The following is a 16,551-nucleotide window of genomic DNA, read 5'->3' as shown; positions in this document are numbered from 1 at the left end:
TCAGCGTCCGTTCACATCGGGTCGTTTAGATCGGATGGGTGTCCGTGGGAGGAAGAGCCATACGCCTCCAGGATTCGTGGCGCCGAGGACCCGGTCACCGTCCAGGAGCCAGGGGAACTCAGCTTGCAGTTCCTTGAAACTGTCGTTGGTCACGACGACGGCCTTTTTCCGGCTGGCTAGCGTCGCGACCATGCGGTCGGCCTTTCCGTTCGTCCCTGCGGGTACCTGGGTGACGAGCCCTGACCGCATAGCATCCTTTAGCGCTTCGCTTTCAAGATGAGTGATCTGGTGAGCCAAGGCTGCGTCCACGATCACATCCGCGGTCGCGCCAGGGAACTCGGCCTTAAGAGCGTCGACGGCATCCAGAAGACGTGCAAAGCTCGGGAGATCACCGCGTCGGATGTCCCCTCCGCCCCAAGCGATGTTCGATCCATCGACAATGAAGGTCTTGGTGGGAGAGGCTTCTGGTGAGCTGTGGAATATCGATCCGCTCTGGCCGACTGCCGATTGCGATGGCTGGGGCGCAGAGGCAGTTCTGGGAACCCCTTCCAATGCCGTCATCTGTCGTTGGATTTCCGCGAGCGTCAGTGTGTTGCCGTGTGTAAAATTCGTGATCTCTTGATCGAGCACGACCATATTGGTCTTGTCGAGTGTCGCTCGTACGTGGAGAAGCCCGTCCTGTGTATAGGTGTATCGCAACGTGAAGGTGGCATCCTTGGCAGGCAACGGTCGAGGATATTTCAGCTGTAACGTCGTCAGTTGGAAGTTTTCCTTGTCTTCCAGAGGTTTTTCAGGATCTGCTTCCCAGACGGATACTGACAGGCTGGTCCGATTGTCGTCGATCGGCGCGTATTTCTTCTCCTCGCTGATGGGCAGTGGCGAATGCTGCTTGATGATCGTGCTGAAGGTCTTCTTGTTGGTCTTCGGATCTGTAATGCCCGTGCCTAGGGCATACATCGAGGAGACCACCAGTGAACTATCAAGCTCGTTGTCGAAGATGGCCGCTGCTATGGCTGCTCCCCGTGCTACGGCCGTCATGGGGTGACAGATATCTGCAGGAACAGTTTCATCGTTCATGAACCGCTCGACGGCATGGCGTACGCACGGCATCTGGCTGGTTCCACCAATCATAAGCACGCCATCGATCGCATCCGGATCCATTCCGAGATCGTTGAGGCACATTCGGGCGGGCTGCAGTGCTTGTTCAACAAGATCGGCGATCTCATTTTCGAGCTCGTCGCGGGTGACTTCGATCAACTTGCTGCTTCCTGGAATTTTTGTCAGTACGGCTTCTTCCACTGACAGTCGGATCTTTGTCCGTTCCACAGCCAGGTCGAGTTCACGTTCTTCTCCCACGGATAGGGACATAGATCGTCCGACCTTGCGGAAGATCAAGTTGCGGAGCCTCTTATCAACCTCAATGCCTCCCAGCTGGGTGATGCCTCTTGAAGCGAGCTCTTCGAAGACGCCATCGACATGCTCAAGAACTGTGACATCGATCGTCCCTCCGCCCCAATCGAAGACCATGATCCGGCCGTCCTCCTCCATGTCATGCATGTAGGAGATAGCGGCAGCTGTGGGCTCGTTAAGCAGAGCCTTCACTTGGATTCCAGCTGCACGGGCTGCCGCACGCGTTCTATATCGGGCACCACCACGAGCGTTGGCGGGAACCGTGATCACAGCGCTGTCGATCGAGGTTAGAAGATTATTTTCCGCGCGGTCACGCATCGCCTGGAAGACGCCAGCGGCGACTGCGGTTGCCGATATGCGGCGATCACGAAGCTGGATGCCACCGTCGTCTTTAAGCATTCTCTTGCATGCTTCTATGACTCGGTTTGATCGGAGCTTCGCTTCCCATCCGAACAATGTCCCCAGCCGTAGCGAGCTCTCTCCGACGATTGTAGGGAAGAGGTTCTCAAACGACGGATACAGCCAGTCGGAGTCGAGATGGTCACTGTCCAGGGAGAGAACTTCGACGTCGTCACCAGTCCATTGAGCCACGACGGAGTTAGTTGTGCCGAAGTCAATTCCCGTTGCCACGCTCAAACCTTCTTTCCGGTCTTGGTGCGCTTGGAAACTTGTGGTTCATCTTGGGTCAATGTTGGTTCCGAGACGTAGCGCAGTCTCCCATTTCGGACGACCCGCCCTGTGAGACTATCGAGGTAGGCAGATTGGACGATGTCGATAAAATAACCGTCGGTTGGTTCATTGGTGATGGTAAAGTATTCTGGGTGATCTACGGGGCTGTCCACGCGCTGCAGACCGGCCACGGTGAGCCATTCATTTGCCAGCATCTTCATTGATTCAGATCCATTGCTCTCTTTGAGATAGCAGTCCAGTTCAGCAAGTTGAGCCAAATGGAGTTTGCGACTCTGGAAGGACTCGAGTACCGCTTGTCGAAGGGTGTTTATAAGCTGTTGCTGTGTCAGTGATTGGATTTCTTCATTGTCTGATTTCTCAAGGAGTTCTGCAACGTGGAGGGAGAAATCGTGAAGTATCTTCGCAGGATCAAGCCGCGCGTGATCGGCAATCATCGATTTGAGCCGTCCCGCCATCTCGATCCGGACTTCGTGGACAATTTCAGCGCGAACGTCAGTTTCAATTTCTGACCGAATCTGGTCTGCGAGTGCTGCACGAATCCCCGACTGAACCTCAGCTCTGATTCTCTGTCCCAGATTAGCGCTCAGAGCGGAAAACTTCCCATCAAGATCCTTGATCAGGGCGATGGTAGATGAATCTCCGCGGTTAGCCATGCCGCTGTTCATCCGTGAATTTCGCTGAGTGGACGACGAGGCTGGTCTTGCCGAAGATTCCTTATTTTCGACCCTGTTCTTGTCGTTTTCGTTGGGGTTCTTCCCCATTAGCGAGCTCCTTATTTGGGTATTGTGAAATTAAAGTCATTGAGGATCTCGTAAGCAGCAGCATCTCGAAGAGTGGTTAGATCTTCTTCAGTGCTCTGGGGAGTCCGACGTGAAAGTCCTTCAACCGGGGGAAGGAGAGCACTGGATCTTTGGACCGGTGGCAACAATGTTTCATCATCAATGGGAATGATGAAAAAGTTAATGAATTTTAGTTCTGCATCTCTGATGCGTTTAGACGCCTTGTTGATTTCTGAAAGCCGTTCGTTGTCGCCCTTGAGTTGTTTCAACAACGAGCGATATTGATCCTTCCAATCCTCGTAGCCATGTGGTAGGCCGAGTGAGAGATAGGGATTCTGCCAGGGCTCACGGTCATTAACCGTGGTAGCCTTTCGCCCTTGGATGATTTTAAGGTTATCGGCGATGATTGGATCTACATCGACAACTTCCTTCAAGAGTCGGATCGAAAATTCCAGCTCGTTCGTATCCTGTGCCAGATACGCGCCGATATTATTGATCTCTGCGTGTGTGAGATGGTCGAGAAGGTATTCTCCTTTACTGTCTACTGCGGCAGTAGCTTCCATGAGTTTTTCGATCTGCAGTTTAGATTTTTCGATCCATCCCATCAGAATCCAGCGATAGCAGTTATAGAAGGCCCGCCAGGTATGAAACTCACTCTGTTTGGCATCAATTATGGATGCTGGTGTCCATAATGCGGAGAGAAGCGTCCACAAGCCGTAATCTCGGGTTATGCTTTCGGGCCATCGGCCTGTCTCGGCGCCGAGGAGGATCCGGTCGAATATCTCCCGTTTCTCGGTCGGGAGAAGAGTCCGGAGCCGAAGATCCTTCTCGCCTCTCCACAGTGCGGCCAAGAGGCCGAAGATGTCATCCCCGGAGAGTTCCGTACCAGAGAGAAAGGAGTGGCGACGCTGCATCTCTGGCCAGTGGATGAGTTCCGCTTCGTCAGCAGTGATTGAATTTGGCGTTATCCGCGCCCGTAAGTAGATACGGTCCTTTTCCAGTTTGGGATAATCCCAAGGCTTGTCTTCGCTACCGACAAGACCCAGGTCGATCATGTCATCCAGAACGGCTATCGGCAGCCCTGGAAGGATCAGGGCGAATTCCTCTTTGGTGACCTGCGCGGGGTGCCCAAGCACGGCTAGGTAGGCCCGCCACGGGATGTCGCCTTCGAGTAGCTCAGAGGGAAGAGTCTTGATGGCTCTCGGAGCGTTAACCGCCATGAACTGAACACGCTTGATTCCGCGCTCGCTCATCCACGGCATGCCCGCTTGTAGGAGTTTCTCCATCACTCTAATAAATTCTCGCGGGTCGAGCTCACATAGCACGGCCTTGAGCGCTGTCGGCAAAGTCACATCGGGGGCGCCGTTTATTGCGCCATTGATGGTCTTGAGGTGCTCGGGGTTACCAGAAGAGTAGCTGGCCAGGAGATCTTCAAAGCACTGTCGAATCGCTGCGATAGTGTCGGCGCCCTGGACGCCGAGCTTCTTCCAGCTCTCGACGACTTGGTCGACAATTTTCCCGTCAGCGCCGCGAGAGGCCTTCCGCTGCGCGCGGTTTTTACGCCACGCAGCAACGAACTCAGCGCGCGATGGAGGGATGGAAGATGTGCTAGTCATGGCGAAAAGAGGAATCCGATTTTCTGTTAACAAGAGATACCATGATGAAAGTCATAATAGTCATGGATGGCTTTTCTTATATCAGTAAGCCTGGAGATGGATTTCGTGACTGCTGCTTGTTCAGGCGGAGTTTGCATCCCGTCTTGATTGGTTTGCGACAAGAAGCTCTGCTACGACGAGGTCTATCGTGGTCAGATCCGGGGAGATTTTTGCGAGAGCTCGCCACAGTGGACGAAACTGCTTCTCCAGATACTGACAACCCTCGTGTTCTCGGGCTGCGATCCGTGAAATGAGCGCGAATGCGATGGACAACGCCGGTAGCGCCAGCCACCCGTCGCGGCGCTGAGGATGGCAGCGGGCCTCGATGTGGCGCTCCAGCCCTCGGTAGTCGGTGAGCTTGATGCTCATGGCCTCGCGGAGCACACGCGCGGCATGGTTGGCCACGTCACGCGCATCGTGACTGGTGCGCTTGTCGAACAGTTGTCGTGCGGCGGCGACCCGTGTGTCCCTCTCGAGAAGGGCGGAGGGCACCACCTTGACCGCGCTCCACATGGCTTCGAGCCGCTCAGGACTCTGCTGCGCCATCCATTCGGCGTCAGGGCCGAACCTGCCGACCTCGGCGTGAGGATCCGCCTCGCCGAGAAGCATCCGGACGACCGTCTCGCCGCACTGGGCCTCGATGTTCGCGAGCAGATCGGACCCCTCAGTCGCCTGGTCGGGCAGAGCCGAGCTGGTGAGCAGCGCTGCGATCGCCGGATACTTTCGCCACAGGCGGCCGTCAGACTCTCGGTACTCAGGGGCGGGTGCGGCAGCGAGACCCGTGGTGATCAGAGCGACGATGGTCCGATCGGGCGGCAACGCCGCCTCGGAAAGCCCTCGGATCGCCGAGGAATGCTGCCGCAGGATGGTTGCGGTCTCATCGATGCGACGGTTCGCGGACGGGTGGTCAATGCGGTTGGCCAGGTCGATGATCGTCCAGAGCCGGTCCAGCTTGGAGACCTCCGATGGGAGATCGTTCATCCCGGCGAGATAGCCGGAGATGGCAGCTTCCTCATCATCGGCTCCGCCGTATCGGCCGGGAGTTTCGCAGATGAAGACCTCGCGGGGATGCGGCCAGCGTGGCCATTCTTCCCAGAGCCACGGATCTTGTACGGCGAGTCGTATGTGCATCCGTCCGGCATCGACCAGGTGCGAGGGGAGGGGGATCGAGCAGTCCTTCTCCACTGGAATGATGTCGGGTTCTCGCCAGGGTGCGGTCGTCAGGTAGATCCCGGCTGTCAGGCCCTCGATCCAGACGCCGTCCTCCAGCATCAGGTGATTTCCGTGGTAGGTAACCGTCGAAGCGAGCTTGGCCGGCCGGATGCTGGCGACGGGCACCGCACGGCCAAGGAACGGCAGGATGAGATCGGCGCTGTGATGCGCCTTCAGCGTGGTGGTGGCGCGCTTGAGGTTGTAGTGACCTCGACCGGACGAGGCCACCTCCTGCACTGACTTGCCGCCGACCAAGATCTCGACGGGAGGGAGCTTGTCAACACCGGGGACCTCGATGCGAAGGGATTCGACGTTCTCCACTTCCTCGGTCACCAGGCGAAGGGGGCCTGCATGCCAGCGAGGGCTCTGCCCGGCCTCCTCAACCAGCACCTTCATATGAGGTGGGGCGACGATGAACGGTTCGATGTCGTGGTCGGTGCTGCAGGTAATGACGTGTTCGTGCTCGCGAGAGGTGAATGTGAGCAAGGCCGGCTCCATCCGCATGCCGGGACCGGCTGCCAGTGCTGCCTGCCCGGGTGTCAGTCCCGCGTGGCTGAACAGGCGGATCTGGGGAGTGCACTGAGAAGTGAGGCTCTCGGCGATGACGATTGAGCGGCGCATGTTGCGGCCGATAGGGCCTCGAACCGTGATCTCGAACGCGCCGAGGACCGGCCGGGGCAGCGCTGCCCAAAGCTCTTTCGAGATCTCGGTGGGTTCGCCGACGGTGAAGGATCCGGTGAAGACACTGCGGTCGCCGCTGGACGGGCGAATGTCGACCAGCCAGGTGGTCTCCCTTTCGGCGGGGAGCCAGATCGACGGGAGCTCAGGGAACACAGCGGAGCCGTATGGCGTGGTCACGCCTGCGACGGGGTCACCGGTGACGATGCGTGGCTTGCTGTGTCCACGAATGGGGCGGTGAGAGCCGTCGCCGTCCAGGCCAAGCCAGGTGACACTCTCCAGTGAAACCTGCACCAGCCGCCAGCCGTCCCAGCCGATGGGCAGTGGGCTCTCGGTGACCACGCGCGGCGTGACGTCACAGGTCAGCTCGCGGTCGGCCGGGTAGAGCACCCAGACGGTGTCCGGTGGAAGAGCCAGGTGACTGGGCAGGTGCCTGCCGTCCTCTGCGAAGATCAGAATCGGGTCGACCGGGTCAACGATCTCCAGCTCGACTTCGTGAGCGGAGCCGTACAGCGAAACCTGAGCTCTTCGGGCGGGCTGGGCCACCGCGAATGTCGTGCTGGGCGCACCCTCGGCCGTGCCCACCCACAGCGATCGGCTGCGGACGATGTTCTGCAGTCCGTCGACTGTCACGTTCCAGCGTGCTGTCCCGTCCGGGGCATCTCCGACCGGAGGGAGAACGATCTGGACGCCCTGCCCGAACGGGTCGAGGCTGAGTCGCGGTCGTTCGGTACGGCTGCGCTTCGCCGCTGCCGGTCCACTCTGCTTCAGTTCGAGTTTGCCCTTGGCCGCAAGGTCCCGTGCCTCCTCAACGAACCGGGCGGGCAGGCCGAGTCCGTTCAAGTCGGGATCGGAGGAGCGGAGCCGGTCCATCAGGTCGAGGCAGCGGTCCAGGACGTCGGCGGCGTAGTCGGTGCCGTAGCGAATGAACCGCTGGGCTGGTTCGTCGAGGCTGCTGAGCCGTCGTCCTCCTCCGACTGCCCATGTGAGGAGAGCTTCGGCGTCGAGGGCCGGGTCCTGGGCGCGACGCTGGAGGAGGAGCCGGAAGAAGTCCTCCAGGCAGAAGGTCGGGATGCCGGCATGCATCACGATCGGGCTCACATAGGTCATCGGCATCTCGGGGAACGTGGGGAGGCCGAAGCCGGCGAGCGCGCGGAGAAAAGCCTTGCCCCAGGGGGCGTGGTTCTGCAACCCAAGAGGCAGCTCTGTGGCCTTCCACCAGTAGGGCCAGAAGGTGCCCTGCTTGTAGTCCCTCGCTGCCACGCCGGACAGGGTGACCGCGAGACACCCGGGCCAGCGGTCGAAGAGCGCCGGGTATTTTCCCTTGACGACCTTCAGGCGGTAGAGCTCGCCGAGTGCTTTCGCGGCTTCGGTGAGCGTTTCGCTGCTCACCTCCAGCTCCGTGACCAGCGAGACGCTGCGAAGCCGGGTCTTCCAGTCGGCCTCGAGGAGATCGAGGAGCTCGGATGACTGCGCCTGCATGGAGGCACCGAGGCTACCGGTCTGTGGCATGTCGTTACACCGTGTCTGTCAAAGGGCCGTCGGGAAGCGGTGGAGGCGCAGTACTGCACAGGTTAAAGGATTAACCGGACAAAACGCATCGATCGTTACATGGATGGAACTTCAGTCTCAGATGCCGGAACGCTAGTTTGAATGCTTGCCTTTCGGGCGTCTGGCACAAGTAAAGCAGTGGTTGATGCTATTCACAAGCAATCTCTATCGATAGGGCGATCTGAGTGGGATACCGTAGGCGCGAGCATCGGCTCGTCCCCTTGATCACATAGGTGAGGTACGAAGATGCGGAACGACGCAACGGTGAACGCGGCGGACATCGCGCGGCTTGCCGATGTCGGACGCGCTGCTGTCAGCAACTGGCGCAAGCGGTATGACGACTTTCCCCAGCCCGTAGGGGGCACCGCTTCCAGCCCTACCTTCTCGCTGGCACAGGTCGAGGAGTGGCTATCCGGGCAGGGCAAGAAGTTCAGCGTGTCCATGGGAGACCGGATCTGGCAACAGATCCGTACCACCGACGATGACCTGCGGCTTGGTGACCTCGTGGGCACCGTCGGCGCCTTCCTGCTCTTCCTCAAGCGCAGACCGGTCGAGTGGAAGAAGCTTGCCAAGCAGGTAGATCTCCTCGAACGGCTACCAGCCACCATGGCGGAAGCCGTACCGGATGTGCTGGGGCCGTTGACCGTGCTCGACGATATCGAGCTGGTCCATTCGATCGCAGCCTTCGCGAAGGAGGACGGAGAGGCGCAGGCCTTCGACTTCTTGTGCGACAGGTATGTCGAGGCGCACTCGCGCCGCCTGCTGGTCACTCCTGATGAGATCGCAGAGCTCATCGTCAGCCTGGTAGATGGACATACCGTGCTGGACCCGGCGTGTGGCATCGGAACGCTACTGGTAGCAGCCAAGGCGGAACACCTGCTCGGACAGGAGATCAACGCCGCAGCCGCCCGGCTGACCGCAGTTCGGCTCCTCCTACACGGACGAAAGGCGCTGATCGCGACACACGACTCGCTGCGTCGCGACGCCTTCGCTGGTGAGCAGGCGGACGCGGTGATCTGTAATCCGCCTTTCGGCGATCGCACGTGGGGTTATGAAGAGCTCAGCAGTGACCCGAGATGGGAATATGGCCTGCCACCACGTGGGGAGTCGGAACTCGCCTGGGTCCAGCACTGCCTGGCCCATGTGAAGCCGGGGGGTCATGTAGCGATTGTGATGCCATCGGCGGCGGCCGGTCGGCGGAGCGGCCGCCGGATCCGGAGCAATCTGCTGAGATCCGGCGTGCTCCGCGCGATCGTGACTCTGCCAGCTGGCGCAGCGCCGGCTTCGAGCATGGCCCCGAATCTCTGGCTGCTCCGCCGACCTCTGCCAGACGAGCGTTCGTCATCCCATGTGCTCATGGTGGATGCCACCAGCGATCTGACGATCGTGCGGCCGGCCTGGCAGGCGTTCTGCCAAAACCCCGACGGGGCACCCGCACTGCCGGACGGTAGCGGCACTCTCCGGATCATCGACCTGCTCGACGACGAAGTCGACGTCAGCACCGGCCGTCATCTGACAACGGCTTCCGCTGTATCCACTCAAGGGTTTACTCAAACCCGGCAGCACCTGGTCTCGGCGTCAGCCGCCTTGTCCTCGGCCATTCCCGACCTCCCGGAAGCTGGCAGCCCCCGTGACCTGCCCATGACGACGGTGGGCGACCTCATCAAAGCTGGGGCGGTCACGGTGCATCAGGCACCCCTCAAGATGACCCTCGATGAGGGGGAACTATCGGTGCTCACCACAAAGGACGTCACTGCGGGGCGTGGCCCATCAGGACGAACTCGCCACGAGGTTGGCGTAGTGATCTGCCAATCCGGTGATGTAGTGACACCTGTGCTGGCCCACCAGCCCGTAGCAAGAGTGATCAAAGAGTCGGATGTGGTGCTCGGACCACTGCTCTACCTGTTCCGAGTTGATGCTGATCGGATTGACCCCTACTTCCTGGCGGGTTTCCTGCGCGAGGCCGGGGCCTCCGGCGTCGCCCGAGCATCGTCCGCCTCCAGTCGCATCGATCCGCGTCGCGCGCCAATTCCGCTTCTTTCGTTTCTCGAGCAGCGGGCCTATGGAAGTGCCTTCCGTCGCCTCATGGAGCTCGAGAGCGCGGCGCAGGAGGTGGTCCAACAGAGCGAATTGCTCGTTCAGCTTGGTTTTGCCGGGCTCGTCGACGGGACGCTCCATCCAAACGCGTAGAAGCGTGTAACTTTCTTCGCAATAGCTTCATTGTCGCGGAGGAGTGGGATGGTCATCGGCGACCGGTACGAGCTGGACCATCCCATCGGGAAAGGCGGCATGGGAGAGGTCTGGGCAGGCCACGACCGGCAGCTCGACCGCAAGATCGCCGTCAAGTTCATCAGACTTGTCGACGGCGTACCCGATGAAGAGCTCGAGCGCCGCTTTCTGCGCGAGGCACGGATCATGGCTCGTCTGGAGCACACAGGCGCACCGACCATCTACGACGCCGGTGTTTTCGAGGATCAGCAGACCGGGCAGCGGCGGCTCTTCCAGGCGATGCAGTTCATCCATGGCAATACGGTGGCTGACCTGGTTGCGGAGATCGGGCCGCTCCCGATCGGCTGGGCGGCGGGAATTGCAGCCCAGGTATGCGCCGTCCTGCATGCAGCACATGGTCTGTCGATCCTCCACCGCGATCTCAAACCGACCAATCTGATGCTCAGTCCGGATGGCGCGGTAAAGGTGCTCGACTTCGGGTTGGCGATCCTGCACGATGCGAACCTCTCGCGCTACACCCGGACCGGTCAGATCATCGGCACCGCGTCCTACATGCCGCCCGAGCAGATTCGGGCTGCCGTGGTCGGACCGCAGACTGACCTCTACGCCTTGGGCTGTGTCCTGCACGAGATGCTGACCGCTACGCGGCCGTTTACCGGTCCGACGGACTATGACGTGATCATCAAGCAAGTGACTGACCAGCCGCCTCCCATCAGGAACCTACGCCCTGACGTGCCTGCGGCGCTGGAGTCGCTCGTCCTGAACCTGCTGGAGAAGCGGACAGAGGATCGGCCCGCTGATGCCGCAACGGTTTATGACCAGCTGACGCCTTTCGCATCGGGAACACAGAGCCTTCCTGGATTCCTCAGCCCCAGGTTAGATGCCAGTCCTGTTCGCATGTACGCCCGCATGCTCACGGACATGGCTTCTGGACCGGAGGCGCCTGCTGTGGCACAGATCGACCAGCTACTCGCTTCCGATCCCGAACAATCAAGGTTGGAGAGCCTCGCTGACCTCCAGGCGGTCCGGGCACAGGCGACCTCGCTGGTGCGCGAATCCCGCTATAGCCAGGCCGTGGAGATCCTGGCTGGTGCTGTCGGTCCGGCGAGTCGTCTCCTCGGTATGGGGAGTAGCGAGGTACTCAGCCTGCGCTTGGAGCTTGCCGACGTGCTGTTCGAGGGAGGTGACTACTGGCGCGCCATCCCCGAATACCGCGCGCTCGCTGAGGCATTCGTCAGTCGGGAGGGGGCAGACGGCGATCTGGTCTTCCACTGTCGCCGCAGGGAAGCGAACTGCCGTGCCATGGCGGGTGAGTCCAGTGCGGCGCTGCGTCAGCTGTCCGTACTACTCGAGGATGAACTGCGGATATACGGTGACGCGGACCTCAGACCCATGGAGCTGCGCAAGCAGATCGGCCTTCTCCAACATGGCGCGGGTGACTCCGGCAAGGCCCAGCACACACTTGCCGCCCTGCAGAACGACCTGATGCGCCTGAACGGGTCTGGCCATCCCATGGCCGTCGAGATTCGCCGCCTCCTGGAGGACGTGCGCCGCAACCCGGAACAGGAGTCGTAAATGGCCAAGCTCGGCATCGACATGGATTGTCTCAAGGAGGCGTTCCGGCTGGACGGTCCAGTCAGATCGCGCATCGCAGACGTGTTCGCCAAGTTTGAGCAGGCAACCTACGCCGGACTCCACTTGGAGAAGCTGAACAACGCGCGAGATGGTCGGATCCGGACGATCAGGATCGATCAGTCCTGGCGGGGCGTCGTTCTGGCACCCGACAGCGGTGACACCTACACGCTCCTCAAGGTCCTCCCACACGATGAGGCTTACCGATGGGCAGAACGGCACCGTGTCTCGGTCAACGGAGCGAACGGCCGCATTGAGATCCGCGACTCCGATGCCATCGAAGCGGCTATCCCGAAGCTGGCGCGTGAAGCACAGGAAACGCCACAGCGACTGTTCGAGCACGTCAGTGACTCGGTTCTGGCCAACCTTGGTGTAGACGAGCAGACCTGCGCGTTCGCGCGAGAACTCACCCGGGTCGAGCAATTGGAGGCGGCGAAGACCTTCCTCCCAGCCACCCAATGGGACACGCTCTTCGGCCTTGCCGCAGGAATGACACCAGAAGAGGTCTGGGCTGACATCGGTGGCGCCGTGGAGCGCGAGTCGTACGACACCGAGGACGTGTCCGCGGCGGTGGAGCGTACTCCGGAGCGCGTCCTGCTGGTGAATGGCCCCGCCGACCTGATGCAGGTCTTCCGGCAGTCGTTCGAGCTGTGGCGGATCTACCTGCACCCTGTGCAGTACCAGATGGCTCATGCCGCGTTTCGCGGACCCGCGCGGATCACGGGAGGACCGGGAACGGGCAAGACCGTGGCCGCCCTGCACCGCGCTCGACTCCTTGCGCTCCAGTCTCAGGGACAAGTTCTCCTGACCACCTTCACGTCTACGCTGGCCTCCGCCCTCAGACGGGATCTGTCTTCGCTCCTTGAGTCGGAGGACGAGCTTTTGCGGGTCGATGTCCACCACATCGATCAGCTCGCCTACCAGGTCTTCCAGGCAAGTCATGGGCGACCTGCGATCCTCCGTAAGGACGAGGAGCTGGCGATATGGCAGCGCATCGCCAAGCGCCAGAAGGTGCCGTTCACCGAGGCTTTCCTCGCTGAGGAATGGCGGCAGGTCGTGCTTGCCCAGTCGGTGGCCAGCGCCGGGGCCTACCTTGCGGCTAAAAGGGCCGGTCGGGGACGCGGGCTCGGCCCGCGGCAGAGGGCGCAGCTGTGGGAAGTGATCTGGGAGTTCGAGCAGGAGCTCCGTCTGCACGGCCAGTGGACCCATGAGACGGTCTGTATTGAGGCCACCAAGATCCTGAACGAGTCCGAAGACAAGCCCTACCGCCATGTGATCGTCGACGAGGCGCAGGACTTCAGCCCCATGCAGTGGCGGCTGGTGAGGGCCGCGGTGGCTGATGATACCGATGACCTGTTCATCGCGGGCGACACTCACCAGCGGATCTACAATTACCGATCTTCGCTGCGCGAGGTGGGCATCGACATTAGCGGGCGATCGGCGCGACTCTCCCTCAACTACCGGACCACGGCCGAGATCCTTGCCTGGAGCCTGGCAATGCTCGTGGGCGTGCAGATCGATGACATGAACGACGGCATCGAGAACATCGCGGGTTATCGGTCGCAGGTCCACGGTGAAATGCCGTTACTGCGAGGTTTCCCCACCAGGTTTGATGAGATGGAAGGGCTGGCGAGGCAAGTACGCGCCTGGCTCGACGCCGGAGTGGAACCGGGCGAGATCGGTGTCGCGGCCCGGTCGGACATGCTCGGCAAGGAAGCAAAGGACTTCCTGGAACGCCAAGAAATACCGGTCGGGTCGCTCGCTCAGGCAGGTCCCGCCAACCGCGTACAGGTGGGCACCATGCACGGGATGAAAGGACTGGAGTTCCGCTGTATCGCCGCGATCGGTGTGGGAGAGCACCAGGTGCCGCCGGCGACAGCAATCACGCCCGTAGAGGAGGACGAACTGGCGCATGCCCATGACCTTCAGCGCGAGCGGTGCGTGCTCTTCGTCGCCTGCACCCGTGCCCGCGAGCAGCTGTACGTCTCTTGGCACGGTTCGCCCAGCCCGTTCCTGTCATCGGTCCGATAGCTTTCTCACCGCACCGTGATGGTTCGCGGTGATACACCCGTTCGCTCGAATATGGCGTGGTGCGAGGTCGTCGACGGCGACTGGGACCTCGACGTGTCGACGACGGTGTCCCCGCGATCCTGAGTGGTTGCGCGCCTGTGGCGAGGAGCCCGGTCTGAGCCTGTTCGAGGAGTACGGTCGAGGTCTGCTGCTGGTGCACCTGCTGTCCAAAGGCCGCTGCCAGGCGTACCCGACCTGGATGTGCGCGGCCGGCATCCCCGGAAAGGCCGTCGGCTTCGCCCTGCTCACCAAGGCTGGTCCGCGTTCGATTACCCCGAGGCCGAACGGCGCTTCGGGTGGCGCCACTTCATCGAACTGACCGCCTCTTTCACCGCACCACCGCAATTTACGGTGCTGGCAGGGCGTCAGGAGACCGGGCAGACCGACACCTCGGTGCTAACCGAAGAGAGGCCAGGGCCACGGCTGCTACTCGGCGGCCGCAGCTGGCGGGTGACCTTCGTCGATTGGACGCGTAAGAGGGTCTTCGTCGAGCAGGCTGACAGCGGGGGTATCGCCAAGTGGACGAGCGGCGGCATCACCGGCCTGTCGTACGCCCTGACACGCGCCATGCGGGAGGTACTGCTTGGTGCCGACCCTCCGGTGTCACTGACCCGCCGGGCTCAGGCCAGTCTGGCCGAATGGCGTGAAGATGAGGCGCCCGGCATCGTGCACCCCGGGGGACGCTGGTGATCCGGGTAGGCGACGATGTGCGGTGGTGGACCTGGGCCAGCTACCGCGCGAATGCGACGCTCGCGGGCACGCTACCGTCGGTCGCCGATCCAGTCCAGCGGCCAACGGTTTTCTCCGTGCGGCTGCGAGAAGACTTGACGCCCGCTGCCTGGCGCGAGGCTCGCCTCAGCGCAGGTAACGGTGAGTTCTTGGTATTGCCGGATGTTGACCGTCGTGCCGTTCACGGGCTGAAGTTCTCTGCCGTTCTGCCGGAACGACTGGCAGTGGCGACGGTCGCGGCCCGGCTAGCCGACTTCGAGGGGGCGCGCGGCGCTGGCCGAGTCGGTTCGCTTGCAGCTTGCTCCATCCCTCTGATGGGGCCTCTGACGTGGTGGACACTCAGCACCGTACCTGTGCGATGGGCAGATCCGCCTGGCTAGCTCATCCTTCTCGGCGGGCGATGCCGATCCCCAGGACGACGCGGGACCGAGACCGCGCACGGGCCGGTTTCTGGGAAGGGACCTCGGGGCCGGGGGCAGCTTGGATCCGAGCAGGGCGTGCGCATGTCTCACAGGGGTCGGGAGCTGTTCGGCCTCGGCCATGCGCGGCAGGCGGGAAGCCGACACCTGCCGTTCGAGCTCTGCGCGTGAGGGGGCGGCCGGCGCTTCAGGCCACTGTCTCCCCCCCATGGGGCCGGCACCTACCTGAATGACCAGGCGGGGGATCGTCACCGAGGCCATTTAAGGGTGTGTGGTCGGTTTGGATATGTCGGCCGAGAAGCGGCTCTGACACACATTCAGGTCGGCGTTGGCGTTCATCAGTTCGGCCAGCCGGTCGGTCACCAGCCGCTCGGGCAGAGACGCCCACGGACCTGCAGGCATAGGGTTTCGTCACCTCTCAGCGGTAAGTTCTGCGGTAGGTCTGCTTCGAGAACGGGTTTAGAGGGGGTAGAGATCGCCGACCTCAGGTTCAGCGATCTCCCCGATGTCCTACTGCTCACCAAGGACCAGTTCCTGACGGTGTTCTGGGCGCTGCACGAGAGCGCGTACACCGACCAGGAAATGGCCACTAAATTTGATGACGAGCTGGACGGCATGCAGATGGATGCCATGGACGTCCTGCGCGACGTCTCGAGCGCCACGAGCGTTAGAACAGATACTCTTCGGTCTGCTCAGGAAGCTTCGTCTTCTTGCCGAACTTCGCGACCGCAGCGTGCTGCGCCTGGTTGAGCAGGTTCTGACGACTCTCTGAACTCGCCGTTTCCACTCCTTATGCCGCTGGAAGCGCTCCAGCTCGGCCAAGCTCTCGGCGTCCTTGGCGAACTCCGGGTCCTACCGGCCAGCCGACGGGCGGCAGGTAGGACCAGTTGGCCATCAGTACCCTGGGGGTCGGGGTGGCTGAGGGCCCGGGTCGTGGGCGCGCTCTGGTGGGACCGCACGCGCGGAGCCGAGCAGATCCCCGACCTCGTGGAGCGCCGGAGGGCCGCCGAGGGCCTGGAGCGTTTCCAGGCCACGTCGATCAAGATCATGCAGGACGGCATCACCGAGAACTTCACCGCCGCGGTGATCGAGCCCTACTGCCGCTGCGGCGGGACCGGGCTGTCCTACGTCGATCCCGCGCTGCTGAACAAATACGTCGCCGAGCTGGACCGGCACGGCTTCCAGGTGCACTTCCACGCGATCGGCGAGCGGGCCGTCCGCGAGGCGCTGGACAGCCTCGAGGGCAGCGACCCGGCCAACCGGCACCACATCGCGCACCTGCAGATCATCGAGCCCTCCGACGTGCCGCGTTTCGCCCGGCTCGGCGTGACGGCCAACCTGCAGCCGCTCTGGGCCACCCACCACGCCCAGATGGACGAGCTGACCATCCCGTTCCTGGGCGACGAGCGGTCCTCCTGGCAGTATCCGTTCGCCGACCTGCTGCACGCCGGCACCCGGTTCTGCGCGGGCAGCGACTGGCCGGTCTCCAACGCCGAC

General features: G+C 61.7%; 10 protein-coding genes. 6 read left to right on the top strand and 4 right to left on the bottom strand.

Translation table 11 applies throughout. The features are described 5' to 3' along the window. From CHC08_RS31595 to CHC08_RS31590, 4 genes are all read right to left on the bottom strand, one after another. Window positions 1–2,040, bottom strand: coding sequence for an Hsp70 family protein (locus tag CHC08_RS31595; protein ID WP_089211084.1), 2,040 nt, complete (start codon window positions 2,038–2,040; stop codon window positions 1–3). Between the two features lie 2 nt (window positions 2,041–2,042). After that, window positions 2,043–2,861: a hypothetical protein gene (locus CHC08_RS48635; RefSeq protein ID WP_143653410.1), complete on the bottom strand. Its 819-nt coding sequence runs from the start codon at window positions 2,859–2,861 to the stop codon at window positions 2,043–2,045. Between the two features lie 11 nt (window positions 2,862–2,872). Then, entirely contained in the window at window positions 2,873–4,495 is a 1,623-nt protein-coding gene (locus CHC08_RS48630; RefSeq protein WP_143653409.1) for a hypothetical protein, read from the bottom strand. 120 nt (window positions 4,496–4,615) lie between these two features. Continuing rightward, entirely contained in the window at window positions 4,616–7,936 is a 3,321-nt protein-coding gene (locus tag CHC08_RS31590) for a hypothetical protein (protein WP_143653408.1), read from the bottom strand. A gap of 285 nt (window positions 7,937–8,221) precedes the next feature. On the opposite strand from CHC08_RS31590, the gene CHC08_RS31585 reads away from it, so the two are divergent. From CHC08_RS31585 to CHC08_RS31565, 6 genes are all read left to right on the top strand, one after another. Next, on the top strand, window positions 8,222–10,165 hold the full coding sequence (locus CHC08_RS31585; RefSeq protein WP_089211039.1) for an N-6 DNA methylase: 1,944 nt from the start codon (window positions 8,222–8,224) through the stop codon (window positions 10,163–10,165). Between the two features lie 48 nt (window positions 10,166–10,213). Then, the gene (locus CHC08_RS31580; RefSeq protein WP_089211038.1) at window positions 10,214–11,779 is read left to right on the top strand and encodes a serine/threonine-protein kinase; all 1,566 of its coding nucleotides are present in this window, start codon (window positions 10,214–10,216) and stop codon (window positions 11,777–11,779) included. Then, window positions 11,780–13,867 (top strand): UvrD-helicase domain-containing protein, encoded by a 2,088-nt coding sequence (locus CHC08_RS31575; RefSeq protein ID WP_089211037.1) that lies wholly within the window; start codon window positions 11,780–11,782, stop codon window positions 13,865–13,867. Window positions 13,868–13,994: 127 nt separating this feature from the next. Next, a complete protein-coding gene (locus tag CHC08_RS49895) occupies window positions 13,995–14,225 on the top strand; it encodes a hypothetical protein (protein WP_179282320.1) in 231 nt (76 codons plus the stop codon). Between the two features lie 131 nt (window positions 14,226–14,356). Further along, the gene (locus CHC08_RS50880; RefSeq protein WP_218825581.1) at window positions 14,357–14,596 is read left to right on the top strand and encodes a hypothetical protein; all 240 of its coding nucleotides are present in this window, start codon (window positions 14,357–14,359) and stop codon (window positions 14,594–14,596) included. Between the two features lie 1,391 nt (window positions 14,597–15,987). After that, the coding region (locus CHC08_RS31565) for an amidohydrolase family protein (RefSeq protein ID WP_245878682.1) at window positions 15,988–16,551 on the top strand (564 nt) is incomplete at its 3' end.

The organism is Streptosporangium subroseum (genome assembly GCF_900188345.1).
In the GTDB taxonomy this organism is placed as follows: Bacteria; Actinomycetota; Actinomycetes; order Streptosporangiales; family Streptosporangiaceae; genus Streptosporangium; species Streptosporangium subroseum.
Note: the sequence above shows the minus strand (reverse complement) of the source record. Positions and strands in the feature narration are given on the sequence as shown.